At 70.4% G+C, this 18,225-nt stretch carries 17 protein-coding genes; 12 read left to right on the plus strand and 5 right to left on the minus strand.

The features are described from left to right. Positions 1–111: 111 nt before the first annotated feature. Positions 112–1,830 carry a M14 family metallopeptidase gene (locus AC07VX_RS04900; RefSeq protein ID WP_493162805.1) on the plus strand — a complete coding sequence of 573 codons (1,719 nt, stop codon included), beginning with the start codon at positions 112–114 and terminating at the stop codon, positions 1,828–1,830. Positions 1,831–1,981: 151 nt separating this feature from the next. After that, positions 1,982–2,593, plus strand: coding sequence for an OmpA family protein (locus AC07VX_RS04905; protein ID WP_493162804.1), 612 nt, complete (start codon positions 1,982–1,984; stop codon positions 2,591–2,593). A 20-nt stretch (positions 2,594–2,613) separates the two neighbouring features. Here the strand turns inward: AC07VX_RS04905 and AC07VX_RS04910 are convergent, their stop codons facing one another. Both AC07VX_RS04910 and AC07VX_RS04915 read right to left on the minus strand, forming a co-directional pair. After that, the gene (locus tag AC07VX_RS04910; protein WP_493162803.1) at positions 2,614–3,600 is read right to left on the minus strand and encodes a LacI family DNA-binding transcriptional regulator; all 987 of its coding nucleotides are present in this window, start codon (positions 3,598–3,600) and stop codon (positions 2,614–2,616) included. After that, positions 3,597–4,451 (minus strand): 23S rRNA (adenine(2030)-N(6))-methyltransferase RlmJ, encoded by an 855-nt coding sequence (locus tag AC07VX_RS04915; protein WP_493162802.1) that lies wholly within the window; start codon positions 4,449–4,451, stop codon positions 3,597–3,599. The genes AC07VX_RS04910 and AC07VX_RS04915 overlap by 4 nt, the downstream gene beginning before the upstream one ends. A gap of 147 nt (positions 4,452–4,598) precedes the next feature. Between AC07VX_RS04915 and AC07VX_RS04920 the strand changes: the two genes are divergently transcribed. Then, complete coding sequence (locus AC07VX_RS04920; protein ID WP_493162801.1) at positions 4,599–5,681, plus strand: alkene reductase; 1,083 nt, start codon at positions 4,599–4,601, stop codon at positions 5,679–5,681. Positions 5,682–5,687: 6 nt separating this feature from the next. Here AC07VX_RS04920 and AC07VX_RS04925 read toward each other — a convergent pair whose 3' ends face one another. Next, on the minus strand, positions 5,688–6,737 hold the full coding sequence (locus AC07VX_RS04925; protein WP_493162800.1) for a C1 family peptidase: 1,050 nt from the start codon (positions 6,735–6,737) through the stop codon (positions 5,688–5,690). A 168-nt stretch (positions 6,738–6,905) separates the two neighbouring features. On the opposite strand from AC07VX_RS04925, the gene AC07VX_RS04930 reads away from it, so the two are divergent. The 4 genes from AC07VX_RS04930 (at position 6,906) to AC07VX_RS04945 (ending at position 12,097) form a co-directional block, all read left to right on the plus strand. Next, positions 6,906–8,120 (plus strand): peptidoglycan-binding domain-containing protein, encoded by a 1,215-nt coding sequence (locus tag AC07VX_RS04930; protein WP_493162799.1) that lies wholly within the window; start codon positions 6,906–6,908, stop codon positions 8,118–8,120. 92 nt (positions 8,121–8,212) lie between these two features. Next, a complete protein-coding gene (locus tag AC07VX_RS04935; protein ID WP_493162798.1) occupies positions 8,213–8,614 on the plus strand; it encodes a hypothetical protein in 402 nt (133 codons plus the stop codon). 43 nt (positions 8,615–8,657) lie between these two features. Continuing rightward, on the plus strand, positions 8,658–10,775 hold the full coding sequence (locus AC07VX_RS04940; protein ID WP_493162797.1) for a hypothetical protein: 2,118 nt from the start codon (positions 8,658–8,660) through the stop codon (positions 10,773–10,775). Between the two features lie 29 nt (positions 10,776–10,804). Further along, the gene (locus AC07VX_RS04945) at positions 10,805–12,097 is read left to right on the plus strand and encodes a hypothetical protein (protein ID WP_493162796.1); all 1,293 of its coding nucleotides are present in this window, start codon (positions 10,805–10,807) and stop codon (positions 12,095–12,097) included. An 8-nt stretch (positions 12,098–12,105) separates the two neighbouring features. On the opposite strand, the gene AC07VX_RS04950 is transcribed toward AC07VX_RS04945, so the two are convergent. Both AC07VX_RS04950 and AC07VX_RS04955 read right to left on the minus strand, forming a co-directional pair. Next, positions 12,106–13,239 carry a hypothetical protein gene (locus tag AC07VX_RS04950; RefSeq protein ID WP_493162795.1) on the minus strand — a complete coding sequence of 378 codons (1,134 nt, stop codon included), beginning with the start codon at positions 13,237–13,239 and terminating at the stop codon, positions 12,106–12,108. Then, complete coding sequence (locus AC07VX_RS04955; RefSeq protein WP_493162794.1) at positions 13,236–13,802, minus strand: MOSC domain-containing protein; 567 nt, start codon at positions 13,800–13,802, stop codon at positions 13,236–13,238. Before AC07VX_RS04955 ends, AC07VX_RS04950 begins: the two co-directional genes overlap by 4 nt. Before the next feature lie 95 nt (positions 13,803–13,897). Between AC07VX_RS04955 and AC07VX_RS04960 the strand changes: the two genes are divergently transcribed. The 5 genes from AC07VX_RS04960 to AC07VX_RS04980 all read left to right on the plus strand — a co-directional run bounded on the left by AC07VX_RS04960 (position 13,898) and on the right by AC07VX_RS04980 (position 18,157). Next, complete coding sequence (locus AC07VX_RS04960) at positions 13,898–15,133, plus strand: cation:proton antiporter (protein WP_493162792.1); 1,236 nt, start codon at positions 13,898–13,900, stop codon at positions 15,131–15,133. Beyond that, positions 15,130–16,245, plus strand: a complete 1,116-nt coding sequence (locus AC07VX_RS04965; protein WP_493162790.1) for a YbdK family carboxylate-amine ligase — start codon at positions 15,130–15,132, stop codon at positions 16,243–16,245. Before AC07VX_RS04960 ends, AC07VX_RS04965 begins: the two co-directional genes overlap by 4 nt. A gap of 180 nt (positions 16,246–16,425) precedes the next feature. Next, complete coding sequence (locus AC07VX_RS04970) at positions 16,426–16,764, plus strand: hypothetical protein (protein ID WP_493183865.1); 339 nt, start codon at positions 16,426–16,428, stop codon at positions 16,762–16,764. After that, entirely contained in the window at positions 16,764–17,765 is a 1,002-nt protein-coding gene (locus tag AC07VX_RS04975) for a hypothetical protein (protein WP_493162786.1), read from the plus strand. The genes AC07VX_RS04970 and AC07VX_RS04975 overlap by 1 nt, the downstream gene beginning before the upstream one ends. Next, complete coding sequence (locus AC07VX_RS04980) at positions 17,762–18,157, plus strand: carboxypeptidase-like regulatory domain-containing protein (protein WP_493162785.1); 396 nt, start codon at positions 17,762–17,764, stop codon at positions 18,155–18,157. The genes AC07VX_RS04975 and AC07VX_RS04980 overlap by 4 nt, the downstream gene beginning before the upstream one ends. The last annotated feature ends 68 nt before the right edge of the window (positions 18,158–18,225 follow it).

An 18,225-nucleotide genomic window follows, 5' to 3' on the forward strand; every position in this document is an offset into this window, starting at 1 on the left:
AGCCCACCTTCAAGGGCAAACCCCTGGGCATCCTCCGGGACCGGCTTCCGACAATCCGCGGCACTCAAAGACCCCTAAATCTTGGGGTCACCTATACGGGACACCGCCGCCATGCCCAGCCCATTGCCCAGCCCTCGTTTCGACCATTTCTACCGCCACGACGAACTCACCGCGCTGCTCTTCGCCTACGCCGAGGCGCGCCCCAACCTCGTGTCGGTGCGCTCCATCGGCAAGAGCTACGAAGGCCGCGACATCTGGGTCGTCGTCGTCACCAATCTGGCCAGCGGCATGGACATCGACAAGCCGGCGCTGTGGGTGGACGGCAACATCCACGCGGCCGAGCTGACGGCCTCGACGACCTGCCTGTACTACCTGCACCAGTTGCTCAGCCTGCACGGCGGCACGTCGGCCGAGGGCCAGCAGATCAACCGCCTGCTGGACACGCGCACCGTCTACCTCGTGCCGCGCCTGAACCCCGACGGCGCCGAGCTGGCCCTGGCCGACCGGCCGCGCCACATCCGCAGCTCCACCCGCCCCTACCCCTACACCGAAGAGCCGGTGGACGGCCTGACCGCCGAGGACATCGACGGCGACGGCCGCATCCTGACCATGCGCGTGCCCGACCCGCATGGCGGCTACAAGAAGCACGCGGCCGACCCGCGCCTGATGGTGGCGCGCGAGCCCGGCGAGTTCGGCGGCGAGTACTACCGCCTCATTCCCGAGGGCTTCATCAAGAACCACGACGGGCTGACGGTCAAGGTCAACAACGACCGCGAAGGGCTGGACCTGAACCGCAACTTCCCCGGCGAATGGCGCCAAGAGTTCCAGCAGCTCGGCGCCGGCCCCTACCCCACCAGCGAACCCGAGGTGCGGGCCATGGTGGACTTCATCACCCAGCACCCCAACATCGGCGCGGCGGTGAGCTTCCACACCCACAGCGGCGTCATCCTGCGCCCCTGCGGCACGCGCAGCGACCACGACATGACGCCCGAAGACCTGTGGCTGTTCAAGAACTTCTCGGCCCTGGGCGAGAAGCACACGGGCTATCCCGCGGTCAGCATCTACGAGGAATTCCGCTACCACCCCAAGGAAGTCATCACCGGCACGCAGGACTGGGTCTACGAGCACCTGGGCGCGCTGTTCTGGGTCGTGGAGCTGTGGTCGCCCAGCAAGGAAGCCGGCGTGGCGGTCGAGAAATACATCGACTGGTACCGCGAGCACCCGGTCGAGGACGACCTCAAGCTCTTGAAGTGGAGCGACGAGCAGTGTGGCGGCAAGGCGCATGTGGACTGGACGCCCTTCCAGCACCCGCAGCTCGGCGCGGTGGAGATCGGCGGCTGGGACAAGATGAACTACTGGCGCAACCCGCCGCCCGCCCTGCGCGAGCGCGAGGCCGCGCGCTTCCCGGCCTGGCTGAGCCAGATCGCGATGAGCCTGCCCAAGCTGGAGCTGATCCGCACCGAAGTCCGCGCGCTGGGCCCCGACATGTGGCGGGTGCGCATGGCCGTGGCCAACGCCGGCTATCTGCCGGCCTACGTCACGCAGCGAGCGCTGGAGCGCAAGACGGTGCGCGGCGTGATGTTCGAGATCCACCTGCCCGTCAACGACCCGGCCATCAGCCTGGTCAACGGCAAGGAGCGCATCGAGGGCCCGCAGCTGGAGGGCCATGCGCCCAAGCAGAGCCAGCTGGCCTTCCTGTTCAACAAGCACCCCACCGGCGACCGCGCCGTGGCGGAGTGGGTGGTGCGCGCCCCGGTGGGCACGCGGCTGGCGCTGTCGGCCAGTGCGGAGCGGGCGGGGGTGGTGCGGACCGAGGTGGTGCTGGACTGAGGGTTGGCGGGCTGGTGACTGACACGGGCGGCCATCGGTAGTAAGGCTTTGTTGAGCCCGGTAAGCGCAGCAAGGCTTGCTCACAGCTCGGTACGTTTGCTCTGCAGGACTGCCTAGAGTCGCGGCTCTTTCCTCCTCCATGAGCTCACCGATGTCGAAACCTTCGCTCCTGATCGTTGCCAGCAGCGTCCTGCTGCTGAGCGCTTGTGCCACCAGGGATTTCGTCAAGGAGACCGTCGCGCCGGTGCAGACCAGCGTGGACGGCCTCGGCACCCGCGTGCAGGCGCATGACGACGGCCTCAAGGCCCTGGATGGCCGGCTGCAGGGCAGCGAGGCGCGCATCCAGGCCCTGCAGCAAGAGGCGGCGGCGCGAGCCCAGGCCGCCAACAACCTGCCCAAGCCGCCCGGCCTGCTGATGAGCACCGTGCTGACCGATGACAAGATCAGGTTCAGCTCGGGCCGCGCCCAGCTCACCGGGCAGGCCGCCCAGGAACTCGATCAGCTCGTCGCCAGGCTCAAGGCCGACAACCAGCCGGTGTTCGTCGAGATCCAGGGCCACACCGACGCCACCGGCAGCGACGCGATCAACCAGCAACTGGGCCTCAAGCGCGCCGAAGCCGTGCGCCTGCACCTGTCCCGCGCCGGCCTGCCGCTGGCGCGCATGGCCACGATCAGCTACGGCGAATCAGCGCCCCTGGCCGACAACAACACCCGCGAAGGCCGCAGCGCGAACCGGCGGGTGCAGCTCATCGTGATGCGCTGAGCGGCGCCACGGCCCTCAGGTCAGGTCGCCCGAACCACCAGCTCGGTCGGCATGATCTCGCTGGCCGCGTCCTGGCCGGCGATGAGGTCCAGCACCTTGCGCGCCAGCAGCACGCCGCCGTGGTGCCAGTCCTGGCGCACGCTGGTCAGCGGCGGCGCGAAGCTCTGGGCCGCGGGCGAGTCGTCGTAGCCGATGACGGAGACCTGCTCCGGCACGGCCAGGCCCGCGTCGGTGAAGGCGCGCACGGCGCCCATGGCCAGCAGGTCGCTGGCGGCGAAAAGGCCGTCCGGGGCCTTGCCGCCTTTCGCCAAGTGCGCCTGCACCGCCGTGAACCCGGCGCCGAAGGTGAAGGCCGCGGGCGTCAGCGTCTGGGCCTTGAGGTTGGCCTTCTTCAGCGCCTTGACGAAGCCCTGCTGGCGGTCGCGAATCTCGGCGTGGCGCACGTCGCCGAGGAAGAAGAGTTCGCGCCGCCCCAGCGCGATGAGTCGCTCGGCCGCGCTGGCGCCGCCATGGGCGTTGTCGCCGCCGACGACGACGGCGTCACCCCGCCCATGCTCGGCGCCCCAGACGACCATCGGCAGGCCCATCGCGGCGGCCGACTTCACGGCCGAGCCGTTGGCGCCCTGGCCCAGCAGGATGACGCCATCCGCCGACGCCGCCATGCCCTGGCCGGGGCTCTGCAGGGCCGACAGCAGCACGCTGTAGCCGCGCGAGGTCAGCTCCTGCGTGATGCCGCCCAGCAGCTGCAGCGGGTAGGCGTCGGTCATGGGCCGGTCGGTGTCGGGCTGCATCTCCAGCATGACGGCCACCATGTGGCTGCGCCGCAGCCGCAGGTTGCGGGCATGGTGGTTGAAGCGGTAGCCGGCGGCCTCGGCCAGCGTCTTGATGCGCTCGCGCGTGGCCGGCGTGACCGAGGGGCTGTCGCGCAGCGCGCGCGAGACGGTGATGGTGGAAACGCCGGCCAGCGCCGCGATCTGCTCCATCGTGACCGGCTTGGATTCGCTCATACGGCCTTTTGTTCGAGCACGTAGTTCGCGCCGTCGTACTGTCCCAGGCGCTCCACCAGCAGCGGCAGGCACTCGGCCAGCTCGTCGTGCAGCGTGAACGGCGGGTTGACGACCAGCATGCCGCTGCCCAGCATGCCGAAGCCGCGCTCGTCGGCCTGCGCCACGGTCAGCCGCACATGCAGCCAGCCCTTCTTGGCGGCGGCGTCGGCACTGGCCTTCAGCCGCGCGACGAGCTGGGTCGATTCGAGCAGCTGCAGCTGCGGGTACCAGATCATGATGACCGTGTCGGCCGCGCGCTCCAGCGCCTCGCGCAGCGCGGCCAGCACCTTGCCGTAATCGGTCTTGATCTCGTAGGGCGGGTCCATCAGCAGGGCCGCGCGGCGCGTGGGCGAGGGCAGCTCGGCCTTGATGGCCGCGAAGCCGTCGCGGTCGCTGACCTGGGTGTTGGGGCGCGCTTCGAGGTAGCTGGCGAGGATGCGGTGGTCGGTCGGGTGCAGCTCGTAGACGCGCAGCCGGTCGGTCTCGCGCAGCAGGAAGTTGGCGATGGCCGGCGAGCCGGGGTACTGGCGCAGCTGGCCATCGGGGTTGAAGTCGCGCACCAGCTGCACGTAGTCCGCCAGCGGCGCGGGCAGGTCCTTGCGGTCGTAAAGCCGGGCGATGCCCTCGCCGTACTCGGCATTCTTCTGCGCGTAGCGGCCCTCCACCGAGTAGCCGCCGGCGCCGGCATGGGTGTCGATGAGGGTGTAGGGCTTGTCCTTTTCACCCATGTAGCGCAGCACGCGGGTCAGCACGAGGTGCTTGAGGACGTCGGCATGGTTGCCGGCATGGAAGGCGTGGCGGTAGGCGAGCATGGGCCGATTGTCGCCAAGGCCGGCCCTTGCGTTGCGTCAAGGCGGCTGCATCTGGCGTGATATCACACTCCGCAGCAACCGCACGCACCGCAGGGGCGGCGCCCGCTGCGTAGCCTTCGCGCCATCGTTTTTCCTATCCGCACCCTCATGCCCACGCTCTTCGACCCCGTTCGCCTCGGCGACATCCCCCTGGCCAACCGCGTCGTCATGGCGCCGCTGACGCGCAACCGCGCCACGCACCAGACCCCGCACGACCTGCACGTCGAGTACTACCGCCAGCGCGCCGGCGCCGGCCTGCTGATCACCGAGGCCACCCAGATCCGTCCCGATGGCCAGGGCTATTTCGACACACCCGGCATCCACTCGCCCGAGCAGATCGCCGCCTGGAAGCAGGTGACCGACGCCGTGCATGCCGCAGGCGGCAAGATCGTCGTGCAGCTCTGGCATGTGGGCCGCATTTCGCTGAAGAGCCTGCAGCCGGGCGGCCAGCAGCCGGTGTCGTCCACCAACCGAGCCGCCAAGACCAGGACCTACGCTGCCTACGGCGAGCTGGTGCCCACCGACGTGCCGCGCGCGCTCGCCACCGAGGAGATCCCGCAGCTGATCGCCGACTACGTGCAGGCAGCCAGGAATGCCATCGCCGCCGGCTTCGACGGCGTCGAGGTGCACGGCGCCAACGGCTATCTGCTGGACCAGTTCCTGCGCGACAGCGCCAACGACCGTACTGACCGCTACGGCGGCAGCATCGAGAACCGCGCCCGGCTGCTCGTCGAGGTCATGAGATCCATAGCCGCCGCCATCGGTGCCGGCCGCACGGCGCTGCGCCTGTCCCCGGTCACGCCCAGCAACGACATCGGCCAGGACAGCAACCCGCAGGCCCTCTTCAACCACGTGGCCGACCAGCTCGCCCCGCTGAAGCTGGCCTTCCTGGAAGTGGTGGAAGGCGCTACCGGCGGCGCGCGCGACAACGCCCCCTTCGACTACGCCGAGCTGCGCCGCCGCTTCGCCACCCCCTACATCGCCAACAACGGCTACGACCGCGCGATGGCGCTGGACGCCGTTGCCAGCGGCCGCGCCGACGCGGTGGCCATCGGCCGGCCCTTCATCGCCAACCCCGATCTCGTCGAACGCATCCGCGCCGACCTGCCCTGGGCCACGCCGCACAAGGAAACCTTCTACGGCGGCGGCGTGCAGGGCTACACGGACTATCCGGCCTTGAAGCAGGCCTGACGCCCCTCACCGCGCCTCGGCCACGTCCTCGATGACGTAGGCGACCTCCAGGATGCGCTTGAGGTCGCTGTCGCGGATGACCAGGGTGCCCTTGTCGCCCCAGTCGGCGCCCCACATGTTGGCGAGGCGGAACTCGGCCCTGGCCTGATCGAAGCCGACGACGGCCATGCTGTGGCCGCCGGTGGGGCGCAGCGGCGTGCGGATGACGACACGGCCGTCGGCGCCCACCCGGTCGAAGTCGTCGGTGACGTTGATCTGCACCACGGGCACCCGCCCGGCCTGCATCGCGCCGACGAGGGCCTCGGGCTTGGCGTCCAGCTTGCGGAACTGGGTGACCTTGTAGGCCGGCTTCACCGACGCCGCCGGGGCAGGGCCGGCGTAAGGCCATTGCGATTCCAGATAGGCGCCCACCGACTGCGCGCCCTTGAGGCCGCCGCTGACGCTGCTGCCCTCGTAGTCCTCGCCCGGCCATTCGTCGAATTTCCGGGCGGTGACGAAGAGCCCGCGTGCCGAGATCGTCACCTTGCGGTTGAACTTGCTCTTGATGGCGGCCTGCAGCGCGTAGGCGACGGAGAAGCCGATGGTGGTGCCTTCGCTGCCCTGGTTGCGGATCTCGCCGATGGACTCGCGCAGGTCCAGCAGCAGCGCCGGGCCCGCTGCCGGCGCACTGGCGGGCCGGTACTCCGGCGCCACCATCGTCATCTTCATGAACTCGTCGCTGCGCTGCGCCACCTCCTTGCGCCGGCCCTCCATCTCCTTCTCGAAGTCGGCCAGCATGCGCGCCACCTTCTCGGAGGCCTGTTTCTCCTTGCGGGCGATCTCGTCCTCGAACTTGGCCTCGATGCCCTTGCGCATCTCGTCCAGGCCCTTGAGCCCCACCAGCGTCAGCACCACGGTGGCAGCGCCGAAATAGGCCAGGATGCGGGACTTGGCCTTCTCGGCCACCCTGAAGGCCCAGTAGTCGTCCCAGTCCGGGTCCTTGGGGCGGGCGGGCGGCTGGGGCGGCGGCGTGCCCGAGGGCGCCGGGGCGGCGTTGCCGGTATCTGCCGAAGTCATGCGGGCCTCCCTGCCTGGGTGCGATGGATTCTTGCGCCTGTGCCCCGGGCCGCTCATCCTCAACGCGGGGGAGGGGCGCCCGTCCCCAGGATCGAGGATGCCGCCACCGCCCGGCCTCACTATCTTGGGCGCCACCCGCCGGTGGTGCCGGCGCGAATGGAGACGCGCATGATCAGCCTGGGATGTGTGGACGGTGAGGTGTCGGATGCACAGTGCGGCGCCTACCTGAAGGAAGTCGAGACCCTGACGCGCCGGCCGCTGGCCGAGATCCAGGATGGCAGCGACCACCTGCACGTGCAGCGCCTGCCCGCGCCCGCCGCCGGCATGATGAGCGTGAAGCAGGTGCAGCAAGCGCTGAAGGACCTCGGCTTCTTCCCCGGCGGCCAGGTGGACGGCATCTGCGGCTACCGCACGCAGTCGGCGATCCGGCTGTTCCAGGAAACCGTGCGCACCGGCGAGCACCTGGACTGCACGCCCGACGGCCAGTTCGGCCCCCAGTCCCAGGCGCATCTGCAGCGCTGGCTGCGCGACGGGCTGAAGCCGGACTGGGCCCCGGCCGTCGCGGACTGGGCGACGGGCACGGTCTCGGGCGAGTTCGCCGCGTGGCTGGCCTGGCTGAACGCCGTCAAGGCGAAGTACGCGGCCGCACCCAGCCCCGTGCTGCAACTGGTGAACGCATCGGCCAAGCCCAGCGACACGCGCAAGGTGAAGGACTGGGACTTCTCGCCCCAGGCCGGCGTGCACCTGATCGGCATCCGCCGCGAGGTCATGTCGGGCAAGTTCGACGACATCTTCGTGCTGCTCATCAAGGGCCTGGTCTACAAGTTCCAGGGCACCACCGACCCCGGCGCCACCGAGAACCCCGCCGGCATGCCCTTCCTCGTGCCCGGCCAGCACAACTACCACTTCGGCTGGCACAAGAGCACCTACCTCGCCCTCAAGCCCGAGGGCGCGGGCGTGCTCGTGGTGCGCGCGGGCGCGGACGCGAAACTCACGCCCGACGACCTCGCCCGCGGCCTGGAGGTCAATCCGACGATCAACGTCCACTGGGGCGGCCGCGGCCTGCTGGGCCAGGTGAACAACTGGTCCGAGGGCTGCCAGGTCATCACCGGCTCGGTGTACGTCGACCCGGCCAACCGCCTCGTCAGCTGCCAGCCCTTCGCCGCCGTCACGCCCGCCGAGCCGCGCGACCCGGCCTCGAAGAAGACCCGCGGCGCCTACAACATGCTGCTGGACCTCGTCACCGCGCTGGCCAGCGACCTGGGCGACGGCCGCGTGAAGTACACGCTGGTGGAGGCCGCCGACCTGGCCCTGCTGCCCGAGGCGCTGCGCCAGGACCTGGCGCGGGTGGGCCAGGAAGTCGTGGCGCTGGCCGGCGGCTGAGCCGCCTTCATCACTCCTGCGGATGACCCCGGGCCGCCGCCCGCGGCCTACTGCCGGCAGGCGGCGACGCGCCATCCGCCCAGGAGAACACCATGGCAACGACCAAGCCCGCACCCAAGCCCGCCGCCGCACCCGCGGCCAAGGTCACCACCGACATCACGGTCGACCTCGTCGTCAACACCGAGGACGATCTGCGCCGCATCGTCTTCGGCCTGGAGAAGAGCACCGACGACGATGGCCAGCCCAAGTGGACCATCCACTTCAAGCTCTTCCAGCGCGCCGACAAGTCCGTCGACTACACCCAGCCCCGCGTGAGCCTGGATGTGGTGGTGGACAAGAACCTGCACGACAAGGCGGCCACGACGGCCGCCAACGGTCTGAGCGCCGCGCAGGCGGCCTTCCTCGCCGGGCCCGGCGCCAAGGCCGCGCTGGACAGCACCAAGCCCGGCGGCAAGCCCGCCGGCCCCAAGGTGCAGAGCACGCTGACCAGGTAGCCATGCGGCCGGCCCCCGGCGGGACCGCAACCGCGACCGCCCCATGCACCACGCGGCCCGCCTGATGGCCGCGGCGGCCCTGCTGGCCGCCCTGGCGCCCGCCCGGGCCGGCCGCCCCGCGCCAGCGCCGGCGCAGGATCAGCTGGTCATCGCCGAGCCTGGCTGCCCGGCCAGCCGGGCCTTCGGCGGCCAGTCCATCCTGTCGGCGGACGTGCGCACGCCGCTGACCTTCCTGCCCTGGATCCGCGCCGACCTGGATCGCGCCCGCGAACTGGCGGCCCCGCTGGCCGGCACGCCTTACCGCGCCGAGCAGGTCCACGCCATCCAGCAGCAGATCGGCGAGCTGCCCTTTGCCCGGCTGGACCGCGAGGCCCGCGTGGGCGGCCGCGTGCTGGCCGTGACGGTGGCCTGCCGGCCGCAGGGGCTGGACCTCGTCTTCCTCGTCTATGCCGTGAAGGCGTCCACCACCGTCGCCGCCACCTGGGAGGCGCGCCAGCGCGAGGCCGCAGCGCCCGAGGAGCAGGCGGGCCAGGAGGCGCTGCGCCAAGGCCTGCGCCTGCAGCCGCGTCTGGGCTACCAGGCCGGCGAGGGCCCGGGCGCCGGCGCTTCGGCGCGCTACCGGCGCAGCGACGCCGGCCATGGCGCCTACTGGCGCACGCTCGCCGTCGACGGCTATGCCAGCGACCGGCTGCACGACGTCAGCCTGGCCGTGGAAGGCGCGCACGACCCCGCCAACGGTCTGTGGGGCCACCTGTCCTGGCGCTTGGCCTATGCCGACCGCACGGCCCCCGCCAAGGCCGTGTCCCGCCTCGGCCAAAGCGGCCTGGAGGCCCAGCTGCTGGCCCAGACCCGGCCGCTGGGCGCCCTGGCCCTGCCGCTGCGCCTGGGCGCCGCGCTGGATGCCGGCCAGCACCGCAGCGGCGGCCAGGACAACCCGGCCGCCGGCCTCGCGGCCGAGCAGCACACCCAGTCCCTCAAGCTGATGGCCGGCACCACCGCGCGGCTGGACCGGCAAAGCCTGGCCGCCAGCTACGCGGTCGAGTTCGGCGCCGGCAACGGCGGTGCGGGCAGCGTGGACTGGATCAAGCAGATCGTGGACATCGCCCACCAGGGCCGCTGGCTCGTGGCAGACCACCGCAGCCTCTCGCTCGACACGCGCCTCACCTTCGGGCGGCTCAGCGAACGCGGCCTCGTGCCGCTCAGCGCGCGCTTCTACGCGGGCGGGCGCGAGCAGCGCTTCACCGGCGGCGAGGAATGGCAGATCCGCGCGGCACCGCTGCTGCGCAGCCTGGGCACCAACGCGCTGGCTGGTGCGGCCGCCAGCCCGGGCTACCGGCGCTTCGCCGCGCTCAACCTCACGGCCACCATGCCCGTCTACAACCTGCCGCTGCTGCCCGCCGAGCTCTACGACAACCCCGACGTGCTGCCGCTGATGCAGGGCCAGCTCAACACCGCCGTGGGCGCGCTGGCCAGCACGCTGCGCGCGGACCTGCCCGCCTACCGCCAGGCCATCGCCCACTTGCCGCAGGTGCAGCAGACGCTGGCCGCGATGGACGCGGCCGTGGCCGCCGCCCGGCCACCCGCGGGCAGCGCTGCCGCCGAGGCCTTCGCCGCCTGCCGCGACCAGATCGCCCAGGCCCGCAGCGACGTGGCCGGCGTGCTGGAGGAGAGCGGCCTGTCGCAGCTGGGCCTGTTCGCCGACCTGCTGCCGCCCGAGCAGGGCAGCGACACGCTGGGCCAGGTCGCGGCGCTGTGCGTGGATGGCTTCGACGCCGCCGCGAGGAAGCCGCCGATCGCCCAGCAGGCTGCCGCACTGCGCGCATCCATCGCCCGGCTGGTGCAGTGGTTCGCCGCGGCCAGCCCCGAAGCGGCCGAGGCGGCGGCGCGGCGCGAGATCCAGCCCGTGCGCCGCATCGTCGACACGCTGTTCAAGGAGATCAACCTCCTCGCCGTCAGCCCGCTGCTGATGCTGGACGTCGTGCAGCTCGGCCCGAACCTGGCCGGCGCCCCGCGCACCCGCGTGGGCCTGGGCACGGGCCTGCGCGTCACGCTGGTGGACAGCGTGGACCTCAGCCTGGGCTTTGTCGCCAACCTGCGCCGCCAGGCCGGCGAGGCGCGCGGCGCCTTCTTCCTGGCGATGGAATTCAAGGACCCGTTCTGAACCCGCCCGAGCGATGACAAGGAGGCCCCATGGCCCAGATCGACGACATGATTGCCAACGCCGCACGGCTGGCGGCCTTTGCCCAGCAGCGCAATATCCAGCTCACGCCTGCGCAGCTGACGGCACTGCTGGGCGCCACGGCCAATGCGGCGGCGCTGCAGGTGCCGGGCGCCGCGCAGGAGGAGTTCTTCGCGGCCTACAACGCGGCCATCCACGCCATCGGCCTGCCCAATTACGCCGGGTTCGCGCGCTGCGAGCTGGTTCGCCCGCAGCTGGCCGAGGCCGACGTGCTGCTGGCCTTTGCCGCCGCCAACGGCCGCAAGGTCGATGCGTCCGTGCGCAACCCCATCGTCGCCACCGGCGTCGCCGTCAACACCGGCGTGCTGAGCGCCGACGACGAGCAGAAGTTCCGCCAGGCCTACGAAGGCCTCACCGTTGCGCTGGCCCCCGTCACGGTGCAGACGCTGGCCGCCTCCGAGACCGTGCTGCCCGGCTGGTCGAGGTCGATCTTCGACTTCCAGAGCTGGTCCTTCGGCCGCTTCCTCAACGTCGCCGTCTTCTTGGTGGTGCTGGTCGTCACCTGCGTCACGCTCAGCTACTACGCCGAGGGCACCTTCAGCCTGACCCGCCACCAGGAGCTGGCCAGGATCCTTGCCGACGCCGACAAGGACGTGACTGCCAAGACCAGTGCCAAGGCTAGCAGCGCCCTGGCGCTGGCCGCCGCCGAGAAGAAACCCGCCGATGCCACCGCGCTGGCCGCGGCCCGCAAGGCCGACGACGACGCGGGCACCGCCCTCCAGCTCGCCCTTGACGCGCGCAAGCAGGCCAAGGCCGAGCAGGACGCCATCCCCGACCGCCTCGGCGCCTGGGCCGCCCGGCCCTGCGGCCAGGGGGCCAGCCTGCTGCAGCAGTATTTCCTCTGCAGCGAAGCCCAGCGGGCCACGCAGTCGGCCAAAGGCAGCGTCACGCCCGCCGACAAGCTGGACGCCGCCCGCGCCGTGGCCGCGCGGCTGAGCGGTGTCTACCTGCTGCTGATGATGGGCTGGCTGGGCGCGCATGCCTACATCCTGCGCAGCATGAGCAAGGCCATCGCCGAGCGCAGCTTCGCGCCCAACGCCGGCTTCGGCCACATCGTGCGCGTGGGCATGGGCGCACTGGCCGGCATCGCCTCCAGCTGGCTGCTCAAACCCGGCGACGTGGGCGGCGCGCAATGGGCCAACCTGCCCGTGTGGGCCCTGGCCTTCGTGGCGGGCTACAGCACCGAGCTGGTGTTCGCCTTCATGGACCGCATCCTCGGCGCTTTTCTCGACAAGAAGTCCTGAGCCCCGCCTCAGGACTGGAAAGCACCCGGGCTGGTTGCCGGCCCGCCGAGGGCCAGCGTGCCGCGCGGGTGGCGGTACTCGCGCGTCGGCGCGAGCTTCAGCCCGCCGCCCTCGCCTGCGTCCTGCGCCTTGCCGCGCAGGCTGGAGCCGGGCTTGAGGCGGTAGTCGTCGCGCGCGGCGCGCACGAACTCGTCCCAGTCGGCGCTGAAGTTGGCGCGCCGCGTCCAGTGGCCCTCGGCCGCCAGCCTGGGCGCGCCGACGAGCAGATTGTTGGCCAGCACCACCTCGGCCTGCAGCGGCGCCACGCGCAGCCAGATGCCACCGCTGGAGAGCTGGTCCACCAGCGTGTTGTTGACGAGATAGAGAGCCTGCCTGTCCCACTTCACGCCCTCGGCGCCGAAGGAGATGACGTGGGCGTTCTCCGTCGTCGAGCTCTGGCCGATGAGGTTGCCCATGACGACGGCGACGCCGCCGTTGGGGAACTCCAGCTCGTAGCTCGCGCGGCCGCCGATCTCGTCGGTGAGGCGGTTGTAGAGGATGTGGTTGAGGGCCGCGCGGCTCTTCAGCAGGTGGCCGTGCAGGCCGTGATGGAACCAGCTGCCGCTGACGGCCAGGCGCCTGATCGCGCCAACGTAGAGGTTGTGGGTCTTGCCCTCGCGAGGCTGGATGGGGCCGAAGTCGCAGTCGACGATGTCGAGCTCGATGCTCTCGTCGTTGGCCGTCATCAGGCCGTTCTCGTTGTCGCGGAACGTGCAGTCCACCAGGGTCAGCGAGCCCGATTCCAGCCGGATGCCGGCGCCGTTGCGGTCGGGCACGACGGCGCCCGTGAAGTCGAACCCCTCGATGCGCTGGCGGCGACCGTTGGTGACGAACAGGCCCTTGCCCTGGGCGTGGGCGCCGGCCGCGACGAGCTTCACGCGGCCGCCCACGGCGCGCAGCGTCAGCTCGTGCTGGGGCCAGGTTGCCACGTCGGCCACGTAGTCGCCCGCGTCCACCTCGATGAGCATGCCGTCCCTGGCCTGGCGCGCCGCGGCGGCCAGCGACTTGACGGCGCGCCGCGGCCCGACCTGCAGCACCGGCCCCGCATGGGCAGCGAAGGGCAGCAGCCCGGCAGCGCACAGCAGCTCGCGGCGCCGGGTCATGTCTTGCCCCTCATCTTGGCCTTGAACAACTCGACGATGCCGACTTCGCGCGGGCCGGGGATCAGCTCGAAGGCCTGGCCGGCGGCGATCGCGCCTTCGCGCTTCACAGCCAGGTAAAAGCCGCACCAGCCGCTCTGGGCCATCAGCTTGGCGGCCTGGTTGAAGCCCATGTGGGCGTTGAACTTGAAGCAGGGGTAGCGCGGCTCGGAGACGGCGAGCTCGCAGTCCGGGAAGCGCAGCACGTCGCCCACCCAGACCTGGCTTTCCAGCAGGCCAGCCAGTGTCAGGTTCTCGCCGCAGTCGCCCGGCTGCAGCTCGCCCTGCACCTTGGCCTGGCCACGCACCGTCTGCCAGAACGCGTAATGGGCCTGCGGGTAGGCGTAGACCGCCTTGGCCAGGCCGCCGTGCACGGTCGGGTCGGCCTGCTCGTCGCCCGCCAGACCCAGCGGGCCGACGGCGATGGCCCCCGTGCGCGCGCGCTTGCGGATGGCCGAGGCGAGGGTCTGGCCGTCGGTGGCGGCGAAGTGCTCGACACGGGCCGTGTTGACGCTGAGGAGGTGCATGCCGCCATTGTCCAGGAGGCATTCGGCGTCTCGGCCTACACGGCCCGTCACGCCAGGCCCCTAGGCTTGCCCACAAAACTTCCAATGGGAGACCGATGTCTGCTTTCGACACCGGCGCCCGGGTCTGGGCGGGCCTGGCCGTCCCGCCGTCCAGCGGGCTGATGTTCGTCGTCGGCGTGCTGCTGGCCGGCGCGCTGGCCGGCGAGTTCATCGCCGCCACGACGCGGCTGCCACGCGTCGTCGGCTACACGCTGGCGGGCTGCGTGGCGGCCGCCTTCGGCCATGGCGTGGGCATGCCGCTGGCCGGCGCGGCCCAGACCGTCACCGACCTGGCGCTGGGCCTGCTGCTGTTCGAGATCGGCAGCCGCGTGCACCTGCGCTGGCTGCGCCGCAACCCGGGCCTGGCCGCCACCAGTCTGGCCGAGGCCCTGCTGAGCGCGGTGGCGGTCGCCTTCGTGCTGCGCCTGTTCGACCTGGGCTGGCAGACAGCCATCGCCTGCGCCATCCTCGCCATGCCGGCGCCGGCCGCCGTGTCGGGCCGCGTCGCGATGGAGCTGGGCGCAGAGGGCCAGGTCACGCAGCGGGCCTCGCTGCTGACGGCGCTGAACACCCTCTACGCCGTCGTCGCGCTGACGCTGATGCGCACCTGGTGGGCGGCCGACGACGGCGGCAGCCCGGCCCAGGCGCTGGCCGGCCTGGCGATCGCGCTGCTGACGACGCTGGGCCTGGCCGCGCTGCTGGCCGGCGCCGTCTACCTCGTCGCGCGGCGGCTGGACCTGCGCAACGAGAGCGCCGTGCTGCTGCTGTTCGGGCTCGTGGCCTTCGCCATCGTCGCGGCGCGCGCCATCGGCGTGTCGACGCTGCTGATGCCGCTGCTGGCCGGCCTCTTGCTGCGCAACACGAGCGAGCGGCCGTGGGTGTGGCCGCGCCACTTCGGCACCTCGGGCGGCGCGCTGGTGCTGATGCTCTTCGTCATCGTCGGCTCGGCGTGGTCGCCCCAGATCCTGGTGGCCGGCGGCTTCGCCGCGCTGGCCCTGCTGGCGGCGCGCTTCGTCGCCAAGGCGGTGGCCATCGTGGCGCTGGCACCGCTGGCACGCATCAGCTGGCGCCAGGGCCTGGCGCTGTCGATCGCGATGACGCCGCTGTCGGGCACGGCCCTCGTCATGCTCAGCGAGCTGATGCGCGCCGAGCCCGACCTGGCCGCCGGCGCCGTGCCCATCATCCTGGCCAGCATCGCCGTGCTGGAGCTGATCGGGCCCATCGCCGTGCAGTTTGCGCTGCGCCTGGCCGGCGAGCTGCCGCCGGCGCGCCGCAAGGAGTCCAGGCCATGAGCCTCGGGGTGTTCTCCCGGTCCCAGCCGCTGACGCTGGGCGTCGAGCTGGAACTGCAGATCGTCAACAGCGACGACTACGACCTCGCGCCCGTCTCGGGCGACCTGCTGCGCTTGATGGAAAAGCGCAGCATCCCCGGCGACGTGAAGCCCGAGATCACCAGCAGCATGATCGAGCTCTCGACCGGCGTGTGCACGGGCTTCGGCCAGGTGCTGTCGGAGCTGGGGCAGATCCGCGACGCGCTGGTGGACTGCGCCGAGACGCTGGACGTGGCCCTGTGCGGCGGCGGCACCCACCCCTTCCAGCACTGGACGCGCCGGCGCATCTTCGAGACGCCGCGCTTCCACGAGCTGTCGTCGCTGTACGGCTACCTCTCCAAGCAGTTCACCGTCTTCGGCCAGCATGTGCACATCGGCTGCCCGAGTGCCGACGAGGCGCTGGTGCTGCTGCACGGTATGAGCCGCTTCATCCCGCACTTGATCGCACTGGCGGCTTCATCGCCCTTCGTGCAGGGCGAGGACACGGGCTTCGACTCGGCGCGGCTGAACTCGGTGTTCGCCTTCCCGCTGAGCGGCCGCGCGCCCTTCGTGACGACCTGGCGCGAGTTCGAGAGCTTCTTCGCCAAGATGGCGCGCACCGGCGTCGTCTCGGGCATGAAGGACTTCTACTGGGACATCCGCCCCAAGCCCGAATTCGGCACCATCGAGGTCCGCGTGCTGGACACGCCGCTGACCATCGAGAAGGCCGCGGCCCTGGCCGGCTTCATCCAGTGCCTGGCGCGCTGGATGACGCTGGAGAAGCCGTTCACGCTCAGCGAGGACGACTACCTGCCCTACACCTTCAACCGCTTCCAGGCTTGCCGCTTCGGCCTAGACGGCACCTTCGTCGACCCCGAGACCGGCGAGCACCGCGTGCTGCGCGACGACCTCAGCCTCGTGCTCGCGAGGCTCGACACCCACGCCGGCGACCTGCACGCCGAGGCTGCGCTGCAGTACCTGCGCCGGGAGATCAACAGCCTGGGCAATGACGCAGCCTGGCTGCGTGCGCAGGAGGTCGAAGAACACCTGCTGCCCGAGGTGGTGCGACGTGCGGCGCAGCGCTGGCACGGCTGAGAGGCGTCTGCGGTCTGCGTAGGCCCTGAGCGAGGCGCATCGACCTGGCGGCATCCTCAAGAGAGGTGATGGCGTCACACGCGCCGCTTGAGCGTAGCCAGACAAGCGAGCACAGTGAGCGCATCGGGCGGCGACCATGCCAAGCTTGGTAAGCCCCCCTCCTGGCCAGAAGGAGCACCGATGAGCCCAATCCGCCGAGGCATGGCAACGGTCGTTCTCGCCACGCTGCCGCTGGCAGTGCATGCAGGATCGCTGTATGGCACCGTGCGCAACCAGCAAGGCCCGATGAACGGCGTGAAGGTGCAGATCGCCTGTCCCGGGTTCGACGCGGCGGCACGAAGCGCCGACATGATCAGCGACGGCAGCGGCAGCTATGCACTGCGCGTGCCGGGCAGCGGCAAATGTCAGATGCGGATGCAGCAAGGCAACGTGGTCGGCCCGCCTTTCGATGTCTACCTGTCCGAGAGCCCCATCCGTCTGGACCTCGTCCTCGGCCCCCGGCTTGAAAGGCTGCGCTGATGGAGAAGGAGAAGGACAACCGGCTGGAGTGGATCAAGGCGGTCGGCATGCCGCTGGTCACTCTCGTCGTGAGCCTGGTGGGCGGCTGGTACCTGACCAATATGTCCAAGGAACGGGAGACACGCGAAAGCAACGAGAAGCTGTATGCGCAGCTGTTGACGCAGCGCGAGCAGTCGGACACGCAGATCCGCAAGGACATGCTCAATGTCGTCATCACCAATTTCATGAAAGACGTCCAGAAGGCCGACTTGCCCGCGCAGTTGCTGCGGCTCGAGTTGCTGGCGAGCAACTTCAACCAGTCCCTGGACCTCGCGCCGATGTTCAAGGACATGGCCCGGCAGGTATCGCGCGCCAGCGGGCTGCCGGCATCGCAGAAGGCAGAACTGCGCGCCCGCCTGGACGTGAGCGCGGGCAGCTTGGTCGCCAAACAGGTGGACAGCCTCGCACGTCGCGGTTTCGCAAAACGCCTGCAGTTGCCACTGGGCGAGTGGGAAAAGGGCTTTGGCAAGCCCTTCATCGACGAGCAAGTACCGCTGTCGCGCCTGCTGGGACTCGACCGTCAGCGATCCGGCGCGCATGGGGCGACGGCAGCCTCGGCAGCAGTTGCCGCATCGCGGGCCGGCGGCGAGCCCACCGTCCGCTTTCGCGTGGAGCTGCTCGACGTGAACTTCGAGCGCCGCGAGGTCGAAGTGCGGCTGCGTGTCGATTTCCCAGGCGACTCCGACCAGGACGTGGACCGCCATTTTTGGGTGAGCCAATACGACTTTCCGATGCTGGACAACACGCAGCTACCGCGCGGCTTGCGCAGTTCCATCGTCATCACGGAATTCTTCGCGCCTGACAGGCCTGACCAGAACCGCGACGCAGCGCTCGCGGTGTTTTATTTCGTCGTCTTTCCCGCTGCCAGTGCCAGCTTCAAGGAGCGACAGGACTATGACGATGTGCTGGCGGACATGCGTTTCAGCGGTCAACGCAGCGAAAAGCAAGGGGAACGTCCATGAAGATCCCGCGCCCGACGGGTCGTCGGTCAGCGCTGTGCGGCATCGCTCTGGCGCTGGCCGGCGCCCTGCAGCCTCTAAGCGCCGCCGAACCTGACGACGAGACTCTCAAAACCAAACCCAGGGACGAGGGCGAAAGGCCGGCCAAGCCCGCCACGCTTCTCGTCCAGGTCAAGGACGGCGCCGGCCAGCCCATCGCCGATGCTCAGGTGAGGGTGAAGAACACCGCAGGCGGGGTCGAGAATCGCTTCACCGACAAGAAGGGCAGCGCCATCGTGAGGGGCGCGGCGCCTGGCAGGTTCAGCGTGATCGTCATTGCCACGGGGCTAAACACCTCGCATGACGAGGTCGAACTCAAGTCAGGGGACAACACGCTGGTCGTGACGCTGCATTGAGTTCGACGGCGGGTTCACAGGTCGCCAGGCGGGCCAGAGACACCTTGGAAGTTGTTGGAGAAACCGGG

Source organism: Roseateles sp. GW821-FHT03B02 (genome assembly GCF_059421025.1).

What these genes read in the sequence shown, in the direction of transcription:
- AC07VX_RS04970 (WP_493183865.1), top strand. Translation starts at nt 16,426, where the DNA reads ATGAGCCCAATCCGCCGAGGCATGGCAACGGTCGTTCTCGCCACGCTG.
- AC07VX_RS04945 (WP_493162796.1), top strand. Translation starts at nt 10,805, where the DNA reads ATGGCCCAGATCGACGACATGATTGCCAACGCCGCACGGCTGGCGGCC.
- AC07VX_RS04905 (WP_493162804.1), top strand. Translation starts at nt 1,982, where the DNA reads ATGTCGAAACCTTCGCTCCTGATCGTTGCCAGCAGCGTCCTGCTGCTG.
- AC07VX_RS04955 (WP_493162794.1), bottom strand. Translation starts at nt 13,802, where the DNA reads ATGCACCTCCTCAGCGTCAACACGGCCCGTGTCGAGCACTTCGCCGCC.
- AC07VX_RS04965 (WP_493162790.1), top strand. Translation starts at nt 15,130, where the DNA reads ATGAGCCTCGGGGTGTTCTCCCGGTCCCAGCCGCTGACGCTGGGCGTC.
- AC07VX_RS04935 (WP_493162798.1), top strand. Translation starts at nt 8,213, where the DNA reads ATGGCAACGACCAAGCCCGCACCCAAGCCCGCCGCCGCACCCGCGGCC.
- AC07VX_RS04960 (WP_493162792.1), top strand. Translation starts at nt 13,898, where the DNA reads ATGTCTGCTTTCGACACCGGCGCCCGGGTCTGGGCGGGCCTGGCCGTC.
- AC07VX_RS04930 (WP_493162799.1), top strand. Translation starts at nt 6,906, where the DNA reads ATGATCAGCCTGGGATGTGTGGACGGTGAGGTGTCGGATGCACAGTGC.
- AC07VX_RS04980 (WP_493162785.1), top strand. Translation starts at nt 17,762, where the DNA reads ATGAAGATCCCGCGCCCGACGGGTCGTCGGTCAGCGCTGTGCGGCATC.
- AC07VX_RS04950 (WP_493162795.1), bottom strand. Translation starts at nt 13,239, where the DNA reads ATGACCCGGCGCCGCGAGCTGCTGTGCGCTGCCGGGCTGCTGCCCTTC.
- AC07VX_RS04920 (WP_493162801.1), top strand. Translation starts at nt 4,599, where the DNA reads ATGCCCACGCTCTTCGACCCCGTTCGCCTCGGCGACATCCCCCTGGCC.
- AC07VX_RS04940 (WP_493162797.1), top strand. Translation starts at nt 8,658, where the DNA reads ATGCACCACGCGGCCCGCCTGATGGCCGCGGCGGCCCTGCTGGCCGCC.
- AC07VX_RS04925 (WP_493162800.1), bottom strand. Translation starts at nt 6,737, where the DNA reads ATGACTTCGGCAGATACCGGCAACGCCGCCCCGGCGCCCTCGGGCACG.
- AC07VX_RS04910 (WP_493162803.1), bottom strand. Translation starts at nt 3,600, where the DNA reads ATGAGCGAATCCAAGCCGGTCACGATGGAGCAGATCGCGGCGCTGGCC.
- AC07VX_RS04975 (WP_493162786.1), top strand. Translation starts at nt 16,764, where the DNA reads ATGGAGAAGGAGAAGGACAACCGGCTGGAGTGGATCAAGGCGGTCGGC.
- AC07VX_RS04915 (WP_493162802.1), bottom strand. Translation starts at nt 4,451, where the DNA reads ATGCTCGCCTACCGCCACGCCTTCCATGCCGGCAACCATGCCGACGTC.
- AC07VX_RS04900 (WP_493162805.1), top strand. Translation starts at nt 112, where the DNA reads ATGCCCAGCCCATTGCCCAGCCCTCGTTTCGACCATTTCTACCGCCAC.